At 29.5% G+C, this 11,003-nt stretch carries 8 protein-coding genes; 2 read left to right on the forward strand and 6 right to left on the reverse strand.

Annotated features, from left to right (window positions below; genetic code table 11):
* The first annotated feature begins 1,306 nt into the window (after window positions 1-1,306).
* Window positions 1,307-2,611, forward strand: a complete 1,305-nt coding sequence (locus tag ACJMLH_RS01235; RefSeq protein WP_405274118.1) for a pectate lyase-like adhesive domain-containing protein — start codon at window positions 1,307-1,309, stop codon at window positions 2,609-2,611.
* Window positions 2,612-2,832: 221 nt separating this feature from the next.
* On the opposite strand, the gene ACJMLH_RS01240 is transcribed toward ACJMLH_RS01235, so the two are convergent.
* From ACJMLH_RS01240 to ACJMLH_RS01265, 6 genes are all read right to left on the reverse strand, one after another.
* Window positions 2,833-3,609 carry a PhzF family phenazine biosynthesis protein gene (locus ACJMLH_RS01240; RefSeq protein ID WP_405274119.1) on the reverse strand — a complete coding sequence of 259 codons (777 nt, stop codon included), beginning with the start codon at window positions 3,607-3,609 and terminating at the stop codon, window positions 2,833-2,835.
* A gap of 314 nt (window positions 3,610-3,923) precedes the next feature.
* Complete coding sequence (locus ACJMLH_RS01245; protein WP_405274120.1) at window positions 3,924-4,076, reverse strand: hypothetical protein; 153 nt, start codon at window positions 4,074-4,076, stop codon at window positions 3,924-3,926.
* A 122-nt stretch (window positions 4,077-4,198) separates the two neighbouring features.
* Window positions 4,199-4,651, reverse strand: coding sequence for a DUF308 domain-containing protein (locus ACJMLH_RS01250; protein ID WP_405274121.1), 453 nt, complete (start codon window positions 4,649-4,651; stop codon window positions 4,199-4,201).
* A 59-nt stretch (window positions 4,652-4,710) separates the two neighbouring features.
* On the reverse strand, window positions 4,711-6,219 hold the full coding sequence (locus ACJMLH_RS01255) for an MFS transporter (RefSeq protein WP_405274122.1): 1,509 nt from the start codon (window positions 6,217-6,219) through the stop codon (window positions 4,711-4,713).
* A 265-nt stretch (window positions 6,220-6,484) separates the two neighbouring features.
* A complete protein-coding gene (locus ACJMLH_RS01260; protein WP_405274123.1) occupies window positions 6,485-8,086 on the reverse strand; it encodes an ABC transporter ATP-binding protein in 1,602 nt (533 codons plus the stop codon).
* The gene (locus ACJMLH_RS01265; RefSeq protein WP_405274124.1) at window positions 8,083-9,786 is read right to left on the reverse strand and encodes an ABC transporter ATP-binding protein; all 1,704 of its coding nucleotides are present in this window, start codon (window positions 9,784-9,786) and stop codon (window positions 8,083-8,085) included. Before ACJMLH_RS01265 ends, ACJMLH_RS01260 begins: the two co-directional genes overlap by 4 nt.
* Before the next feature lie 264 nt (window positions 9,787-10,050).
* On the opposite strand from ACJMLH_RS01265, the gene ACJMLH_RS01270 reads away from it, so the two are divergent.
* A complete protein-coding gene (locus tag ACJMLH_RS01270) occupies window positions 10,051-10,767 on the forward strand; it encodes a DUF4013 domain-containing protein (RefSeq protein ID WP_405274125.1) in 717 nt (238 codons plus the stop codon).
* Window positions 10,768-11,003: the final 236 nt, after the last annotated feature.

The following is an 11,003-nucleotide window of genomic DNA, read 5'->3' on the forward strand; positions in this document are numbered from 1 at the left end:
AACTCCATTTTAATTATGGGAAGGTTTATATAATGAAAAAAAGAAAAGAAGTATTATGGGATTAACCCCATAACACTTTCAATATTAATTGCAATATTGAAATTATTGCTTGAATAATTCCAAGTGCAATTAATATTTTTTCGCTTTTTTTCATGGAAAACCTCCATAATCGAGCTACTTATCATAGCTCTAATGGTTAATTCTATTTTTCATTGCATATATATCTATTTAATCTTATTAAAGGCATTTCAAATAGTTATTATTGAATTGATTATGTAAAATTGCTTTGTTCATGGAATATTGCTTTCACTTTGTAAATTTATGATTGATTCTACAATTTGTGGAATCGTTTTGATTGAAAGCATCTTCTGATTTTACTAACTTTTCAGACTTAAAAATATTAGTTAAATGTTTACTCATGGTTTTGATATTTTTACCAAATAATTCAATTATAATTTTTTGTGTAGTCCTCATTGTGTCCTTTTATTAATCAATAATTACATTTATGGCTACTGCTTTCGTCTTCACTAATCCATAGTAATGTTTTTACAATTTCACTATTCATAAAATATTTTAATGTTAATGTTGATAACAGTATAGTGTAGGAGCTAAAAGTACATTATATTTTGTATAGTATATGGGCAAAATCCTTTTTAAATGATTTATAGTCTTTATAAGATCTATTAAATTTTAATATTTATTTTAGCACATGATAACTTGGTATCGGTTATTAAATAGGTTAATCAATAATTATTCTTTCTTATTTTCATAAAAACAGTTTTTTAATTAATTATTTTTTAAGGCTGTTTTGGCTGTTTTTAGGCGGGTACTTATATTTTGTATAGTATTGTTGGTATAATACTAAGCATCAACATTTCTTAATACATTGAAAAAATAAGATTAATATTTGGAGGTGTGAATTTATTAAATGTTGTTAATATTTTTGTGAAATAGTATATTTAATATATGTGCTTTGGATTTAAAAAAGTGTTATTTAAAATAAATATTTAATTATTTAAAGATGTTAATAAGTATTTTACTAGTAAAAGCATTAAGTGAAAAAATAATAAAATAAAAGTAAAACTCCAATATAAATTATTTGTATTCAAATCACTAATCATTGCAACTATTAATCTTTACATCCATTAATTTGGTGTCGGATATGGGTTTTGGAGGCAAATTATTAATGTATTTAGATTATGTTAATTTTAGTGGGAGTTTGGCAATTCATTTGCTGTTAATGTAAATCAATTCCTTTAAATGTATATTTAATAATAGTATTATATAGTTACAATTGGTGTTTGACATGTCAAATAATTTTAAATATCTTGATGATTTAATCCAAAAAGGGAGGCATTTGCCTATAGTTTTAGACTCTGATATTGTTTTAAGTGATGAAGAGGTATCTCAGTATCCTGAAGGAATTTTAATTGGTAATCCTGTGATTGATATTGTTATTGAAGGTAACGCTCACACTATTGATGCTAAGGGAAAAACAAGGATATTTTCATGTTCTGGAAATGTTACATTAAAAAATATCACATTCAAAAATGGGTTTAATGATGATGGGGGTGCAATAAAAAATAGTTCTGGTGAACTCAATATTGAAGACTGCGCATTTGAGGGTAATGCTGCAGTTTATTCAGGTGGAGCAATAAGAAATGAATTTCATACTCTTCGCATAATTAAATCCTTCTTTTCTGATAACTCTGCAAACAAGGGTGGTGCAATAAGTAATACTGAAGATATGTATGTTTCTGATTCCACAATAAAAAACAACATCACGCAGGATACGGGTGCGTTAGATAACCGGGGCAACCTTGTATTACGAAATGTTCATTTTGAAAATAATGAAACTGAAAATTCTGATTATGATTATGATGTATGCAATTATGAGGAAATACATATTGGAGGAGATTATTCATCAGATCAACAGAAATCATTATTTAACGAGGGTTGTGTTCAAACTTCTGGTTCAAGAGATATGATTGTTAATCAGGGAGAAATCATTGAATCGTCAGTTGAAGATTTCACTTTTCTGGAGGATTTGATAAATAATTCTAAAGAAGATGTAATTAAATTGGAATATGATATTGCTTTAAACTGTTTGGCAGATGAGGATTCAAAATATTATAGTGGAATAAAAATCTATAGAAATAATTTGGTCATTGATGGGGGTGGCCACACTGTTGATGCACGTGGAAAAACACCTATATTCTTGATAAATGGTGAAAATATTAAAATTAAAAATATCACATTAAAAAATGGGGATTCATCTGTTGAAGGTGGCGCAATAATGAATGGGGGTGAGTTAATTATATGCAATTCAAAATTATGCAATAATCAGGCCAACAAGAATGGGGGAGCCATTTTTAATTGTAAAAAATTAACTGTAATTAACTGTATGTTTTCAAAGAATGGTGTAGGAAAAAGTGGTGGAGCCATATTTAATGATGGCGATTTAAATATTATTGATTCAACATTTTCCGGTAATTATGCTTATTTAGGTAGTGCAATACTTTCAACAGTTGAATTTGATTCCAATTTAAAAAATTGTAATTTTGAAAATAAAAATAGGGAAGTGGTCTACGATAATAATCCTCCATGGTGATGGTTTATAGCTTATTTTTTACATTTATATAATTTGGAGTCTAATATTATGAGTAGAGTTAAAAGTACATTATATTTTGTATAGTATACGGGTAAAATCCATTTTAAATGATTTTTAGACTTTATATTATTTGTTAGAGTTTAATAATTGTTTTTTCTTATTTTTACATAATTTTATTTGAATATCTATGCTCCTGCTCAAATCGGCAATGCGATTGTTTACTATTTGATATTCAATTTTGATTCGCTGAACAATGTCGCTTCACCTGCTATTAGAACTTTATCATTTTTGATTTTACAGTATAATTGTCCACTTCGTTTGGAAGCCTGATATGCATGTATATTATTTTTGTTTAATTTTTCACTCCAGTACGGCACAATATGGCAATGCCCAGAACCGCATACTGGATCTTCAGGAATATTTAATTTTGGTCCGAATGATCTTGAAACGCAATCATATTCCTTTCCTTTTGCAGTAATATGAAGTAATAGTCCTTCTAATTTTTCTATTTTATCTAAATTTGGTTTAAAATCAATTACACTTTGGGGACTATCCAATACACATAACAAATCCCTTGCTTTAAAAACCTCATTTGGTTGCACTCCCAATGCATTGATGATTTCGTCAGTTATGTGCACTGGTTTTAAATCATATGCTGGAAATTCCATTTCATATAACGTATCTTTTCTTTTAACAGATAATTGGATATTATCAATTGTTTTAAAATAAATTTCATCTGTGTTTTCATAAAAGTTTAGTATTACAAAGGCTGTTGCTAGTGTTGCATGTCCGCAGAGGTCAACTTCACCTCCCGGTGTAAACCATCTGATTTCATATTGATTGGAGTTTTTAACTGCAAATGCAGTTTCAGATAGGTTGTTTTCAATGGCTATATTTAACATCACCTCTTCATTTATCCATTCATCAAGAATGCAGACTGCCGCAGGATTTCCTTTAAATATCTGATTGGTAAAAGCATCAACAACATACTGTTTCATTTTCTACACCCAAATATATTTTTTTCATTCAATATCCTTAATGTTTGTGTAACAGTAAATAATTTTAAAATTTATATAATTCAGGGGTTAATATTATGTCTTGAGTGAAAAACATTGAAAAAAAGATTTTTAAAATTGAATAAGGATAAATTTGTTAAACAAATTTTGACACATCCTCATTCAAGTGAGGATATTGAAAATTCTGATTATTGGGAAGAAATTGATTCATTATTTGCTGATGTGTTGAGGATATTGTTTTACTGACTTGATATTTAATATTTCTAGAATAGAATATTTTTCTTTAAACTGGAATATTATTTTTTTCCCAATACTACTTTATAAAGGCCATAGAAAATGAATATGATGGGAACTATAACTGCAGTAACTTTTTTAGTATAATAAAATCCAACAATTGCAATAATTAAAGCCAATATTCCACCAATGAGCCATTCCATTCCTCTGTCCATTTTTCAACATCCATTATATGATTATGCTTTTTTTGTTTATGTTATGTATATTAATTCATAACACTAGAAAAAGAGTCAATAAAAAATAAAATAAAACCAATCAGAAGATTGGTTATTAAATTCTAGTCTAGATATAATCTTACACCTTCGATGATTAAAGCTACACCAATAAGAATTGCAGCGAAAAGAGGCTGATTGATTGAAAATCCTCCAAGAGCAAATGAGATTATACCTAAAATTATAATCAATACTGAAGCGATTTTTGATATTTTTGAATCTGAAATAAGACCAATTATGCCTCCTAAAATCAGTATGATACCAATGATATAGAATTGTAATCCGAAAATGAATGATAATGCAGTAATGTTAAATATGAACACCATTCCCACTATAATGGCTAGAATCCCAATAATAATATTGACTGCTGAAAATCCGGATAGCATTAATGCTATACCAAAGAATACTAAACTTAATCCAATAAAAATGGACAATGTTGCAGTACTGAAAACAGGGAAAATTATAAAAATTAATCCCAAGAGTATTGATAATATTCCTGCTATTTTATTTGGTTCCATATGTTTTCCTCCAAAAATTTATTATATATGATTAAAAAAGAAAAATGAGAGTTAAACTCTCATTGTTTTTTCGGTTCTAGCCGCAACGTTGCAATAAATACAACTGCCAGCAGAATGGCCGTTACTATCATTACGAATCCCATAGCTTCCTGAATAATGACATCTATAGCATTCAGAACAGTGCTGTCCTGTGTAATATTTTCTGTACCAGCTGCTTGTAAGTAATTTGCTGCATCATCAAAGAATTGTGGGTCGTTTGCATGGTCTGGTGCATACATATTGATTGCAGTAGAGAGACCTCCCATAACTCCGAGAATTAGAATTACCCCAATAATTGCAGTACCCATTGATTCACCTAATGTTTGTGTGGTTGTAAGAACACCAGATGCGTTATTTTCACTTTTCTTAGGAATATTGATTAATGAAATGTCTGTGCTTAAAGACATTACAAAACCAAGTCCGGCACCCAGTACAAACAGACCAGGTATTAGATCATACATTGTTGTATTTAATCTGAATTGATAGCTTAAAATCAAACATCCAGCGATCGCGATTAAAGATCCTAGTGCAATGAGGGTCTTATGACTAAATTTAGTAGATAAACTTGGAGCTGCTATTGCGAAAAGAAGCAGACCTATAGTCATCGGAAGTGTAGTCAAACCAGTATTCAATGCATTTAATTGCATTACACTTTGCAAGAACAGTGAAACTGCAAACAATGCTCCACCCATTGCAAGACAACCTATTAATCTAATGATTGCTCCTACACGTAAATTTCTGTCTTTGAATAAGTCCATATCAAGTAATGGCACTTTTCCATTTCTTTTCCTTCTGATTTCAAACCAGGCAAATATTGCAAGGATAACTAAACCTAAAACTATTACAGCAACGCTGTAAGACTCTTTTGTCAGCATTAAAATACCCCAAACAAACAAGACAAGTCCTATAACTGAAATTATAGTACCGGTAATGTCCAAATCGTTTTTAGATTCAGTAGGTTTGAAGTCAGGTATTTTATGTTGCATTACTAAAATAAATATTACAAATATTAATTCAACTGCGAATCCCCATCTCCAACTTAAAAATGTTGTCATGACCCCACCGAATAGTGGACCGACAGCGGCAGAAATGGAAACCATTACACTTTCAATTGCCAAAGCAAATGTACGTTTTTCACCGGAATAGATTCCGCTTATAAGGGAAACAGTAGCAGGTGTCATTAATGCTCCTGCAATACCTTCAATCAATGCCCATCCAATAAATAACACTGGAGTACTCCAACTTATTGCTGCAGTAAATGTACCGATACCATAAAGTACAGTACCGATTATGAACAGTTTCTTTTTACCGACTATGTCTTGAAGTTTGGTACTGAGCAGCATGAATGCCGCAGTGATTAATGTATAGAATGACATAATCATCTGAATGGTACTTACATCGGTATGTAAATCAACTACAACCTTAGAAATACTTACATTCATGAATGTAGCATCCAATGTTATAATAAATGAAGCACAAGCTACTAACACTAATGGAATCCAAGAATGTTCTTTTAGTGTTTCACTCATATCTATTAATCCTCCTATATATCCATTTTAAGTATAAAATATGACTGACTTGTCATATGTGTTATATCAATAGGTTATATCAACAATTTTTATATCCTATTAATACTAATTTATGTCAGAAATAATATTTAATAATTTGTTTTAATTTTAAAATTAGAATTGAAAAACAAAAATATTAAAAATTAGATGGGGAAGGCGAAAAATCAATATTTGATAACTTCTAATGATTTAATCGAAAATTAAAGAAAAATTGCTTTTTTTGGTTCTATTTTAATGTTATTACTTTGTCTGATTTTTCAAGGATTTTTTTATCATTTGTGATGATAAATGTTGTTTTTCCATCAATTATATTGCTGATGTCAACATTGACGTCATCAAAAATTAAGATTTTAGGATTTCCTATTAGGGCTCTTGCAATACAGATCAGTTCTTTTTCGCTATTGCTTATTGTATTTTTCTCATCTGAAATTTTTGTTTCGTATTTATTTGGTTTTGATTCGATAATTTCATCAAAACCAATAGCTTCACATGCTTTTTTAACATTTTCTAAATTATATTCATCGAGTCCATATCCAATGTTTTCAGCTATAGTGCCCTCAAAAATCCATTTTTCACTTGGAACATATCCAAAGATATTTTTATAACTGTCAGAATCTATCTTGTTAATATCAATATTGTCGATAAGGATTTCACCGGAATCAACCTCATGCAATCTGATTAACAATTCCATTAAAGTGCTTTTGCCTGAATTTATTGGGCCGGTAATGCAGACAATTTCTCCTGGAGTTATTTTTAAATTAAAGTTATTGATGATATTTCCATAGCTGACATTTTTGAATTCAATTACAGGTTCGAGATTGTTTTTGTCCAGTTCTATTGAACCTTTAGAATTTTCAACGGGAGTTTCTATAATTTCTAATATTCTATCAAGGCTGGCTAAAGATGTTTGCCATGATGTTAAGAGGGCGCTTGCTCTTAAAAGAGGTTTAGTTAATAGTTTTCCGTATAATATTACAGTTAACAGTGTACCTAGCAGTATTTCATTATTAATTAACATATAAACTCCATATAAATAAACAATGATATTTCCAACATTTATAAAAAGTTGTGCGAATGGAGGAACTGCTCCTGTAGAAAATCTGGAGGATTTATAGTATTTGTCAACTTCATTATTCAGTTCTTCAAATTTTTCTTCCACATAATCCTGACAGTTATATGTGAGGATTGCTGTGTGGTTTGCAACAACCTCGCCCATAAATCCAATCATGTTCCCCATTTCATTTTGATGTTTTATATAGTTCGGCTTTGATTTAAAGTCGAAATAATATAAAACAATTCCAAATATTGGCAATAGTGATATGTAAATTAAACTTAATTTATAGTTAGTTGAAATAATCAATGCTAATGTGAAAATGAATGCTATTATCACTCCCACATATTCGGACAGGTAGTAAATAATGAATGTCCTCACATTCATCAAATCACTGTTGAGCCTGCTCATGATATTTCCGGAAGTATCTGAATATACATGTTTTAATTGTGCACTGACCAATGAGTCATATAACTTCATTCTTAGCCTGTAAGCTACTTTTTCGCCAACAAAAATCATTGTTCTTGATGCTGGCAATTTTAGAAAATATCCTGCAGCATATAATCCCAATAAAAATATTAGATTTTCAAAAATATCCTCATAGTCAGTTTCAGCCAAACCATCCAGGAAATGGTTCACTGTTTCCCCTGCAAGTTTTGGAATATATGCGATACAAAATGTAGAAACGGCAATCAGTATTATTGAAAATATCACCTGAATTTTATAGTCGGAGATTAATTTGTAAAATTCGGATAGGATTTCCCTTTGTGATTTCATTGCCTAACCTCCTTATGTAATTCCTGATAGGTTAAGCAATTTTTAAGCAATTCCTCATGATTGCCTTCACCAACAATTCTGCCTTTATCTAAAACTATTATATGTTCGATATCTTTAATCTGTTCAATATTTTTAGTTAAAATGATATTTGTTTTATTTTCAACCTGATAATCAAATTCATCAAAAATATAGATTTCCTTTTCATGCACAATACTTCTGGCCAATATGATCTTCTTTTTAAAGCCGTCGCCGATATTGGAGGCATTTTCTAAAACTATTGTATCTAAATTTAATTCTTCATTAAACAGGTCAGATAAACCTGAGGCTTCGCAGGCTTTAATAACATCATTTTTTGTAGTCAGTTTGTCTCCTAATGTGATGTTATTGTAGACAGTATCCTGAAATATAAGGGTTTTTTGCATTGCAAAGTTAATTTTGTCTTTAAGTTCATCATAGGCCAAATCATTAATGTCATATCCGTCAATTAGAATTTCACCTTCGTCAATATCATATAATCCATCGAGCAGATACATTAAAGTTGTCTTGCCGCTGGAATATTTTCCAACAATGGCCACAGTTGTTTTATCAGGGATTTTAAACGAAATATCTTTAATGATGTCATAGTTATCATTATTAAATGAAACATTTCTAAATTCAATTCCCTTGAAATCGCTTTTTAAGGTTTTGCTTTTGTTTTCTATATTTTTCTCTTCAAGATCAAGCAATTCTTCTATACGGTTTGCTGAAGAATAGCCTTTAGGCCAGTTTTCAATGAAATCGTGTAGGGATAACAGTGTGGATGCAAAATATATTATGTATTGAATAATAATGACTATATCAACGAATGTGTTATAGTGTTTGCCGGGATTTAGAAGGGTTGTGCCCGGATCAAGAGTAAAATCAAATAAATAGATTAATAGAAGCACGACAAACACATCTGAAAGAAAAATGAATAATGGGGAAATGTAATACTGGTCTAGTTGAAATCTCAAACTGGTATTATATGAGTCGGTGATTGCTTCATCGAATTTTTTTCTTTCAAATAATTTCTTTTTAAAGACTTTTATTGTTTTTAATCCGGTAATTTTTTCCCTAAATAAGAAATTAATCCTACCATAAGTTTTTTTAACTTCAAAATAAAAATTCGTGATTTTTTTAAGTTTAAGAATCATTAACATATCAAGGATTATGACAAAGATTGTAAAATATAAAGCAAATTCAATATCAATTAATGAGATTTCGATAATGATACCTACAGTTACAAATGGTATGACTAAAATTTTCTTTAAAAATATCTGGATAAAATTTTGCTGCAAATAAACTTCTCTTGTAATCCTGTTCATCAAATCTGTGCTTGAAAATTTATTAAACTCTTTTTGCGGCAATCTGGTTACAATATGAAACAGTTTTTCACGGGTGTCATGGCCAATGGTGACTGAAAGATTATTAGACAAATACACTATTGCAATCATTGAAACAATTAAAAGAAATGAATAAATGAACATGGATAGTCCATCAGCATTTAACAAAGGAATTTCTTTCATTTCAACATGGGTTAAGGCGCTTTTAAACAGATTAATAATGGTTAATTGAAAATAAGTCTGTAATATCGAGAAGACCAATATCACAAAAATTTGTAATTTATGTTGTTTAAATGCGAACTTAACGTATTTTTTCATATTATCATTAATTACTATCATTAAATGAATTATTAAAATGTTCTATTTTTTTGGTTTTTCATGCAATATGTCTATCTTTAAATGTTGTTCTATTTGTTGATGATACTAACTTTTATTCACAATGTAAAAATATCATTTATTTTTCATGTTTTTGAAATTGAATATTGTCTAAAAATATTTTAAGTTTCTAAGAATAAAAAATTAATAGTAATATTTATATTGAACAATTAAAAAAAATAACAGTGACTCATAATGAGTTTATTAATAAACAAAAAGGTGAATCAAATGAATGTAGGAGAGATAATTGGGGATGCTTTGGCATATCCATTTCACAATATTAAAGCTTTAGTTTTATTTATAATTTTAGCAATAATTGCTGCAATTATAGGTGGGACAACTGTAATTAGTTTATTAGGTGTTTCAGCTACAAAAGGAGTATCCAGTTTTGCTCTTGGTGGTGTAGGAATTATTGGAATCCTGGTTTTCATTATAGTGATGTTCCTGATTGAAGGATATGCATTAGACATTGTAAAATTTGGTATTGAAAGAAGAAATGATGGTCCTGGAATTGATATCGGAAGACAAATTTCAAATGCTATCAAATTAATTGCTGTTGACATTGCTTATTACGTTGTCCCTGCGATTATAATTTTTGTTTTAGGAATATTCCTCAGGAACTGGATTTTATCCATAATCAGTATAATTTTATTTATAATATTTGCTTTAGCAAACTTTATGGCTAGATGCAGATTAGCAAAAACTGACAGTTTAGGCAATGCCTTATCTATGGGAGAAGCTATCGGGGATATATCCAGAGTAGGATTGGGTAAACTTATTGCAACTGTTATTCTTGTTGTAATTATAGCAGTAATCATTGTATTTGTTGTACGTCTTGTTGGTAGCATGAATGATATTCTCAGTGACATCTTATTAGGTATCACTTCAGTTTACTTAATATTCTTCTGGCACAGAGCTATTGGTTTATTATACTCTGATGTATAATCAAACCACCATTTTCTTTTTTTTTAATCTTAATTAATTATCAATCTTTTTGATATGAATAATATTAATTTCAGACAAACAAAGAAAAAATACTTCAAAATCTTCCATGGCATTGACAATGAGGATATGCGCAGATTAACTCAAATAAGATAATAACATGGGAGGATTATAATGGATATTGTAGCGATAATGGGATCTCCAAGAAAACATGCAAATACGGACATGTTACTTGATGA

This window comes from Methanobrevibacter sp., assembly GCF_045116495.1.
In the GTDB taxonomy this organism is placed as follows: Archaea; Methanobacteriota; Methanobacteria; order Methanobacteriales; family Methanobacteriaceae; genus Methanocatella.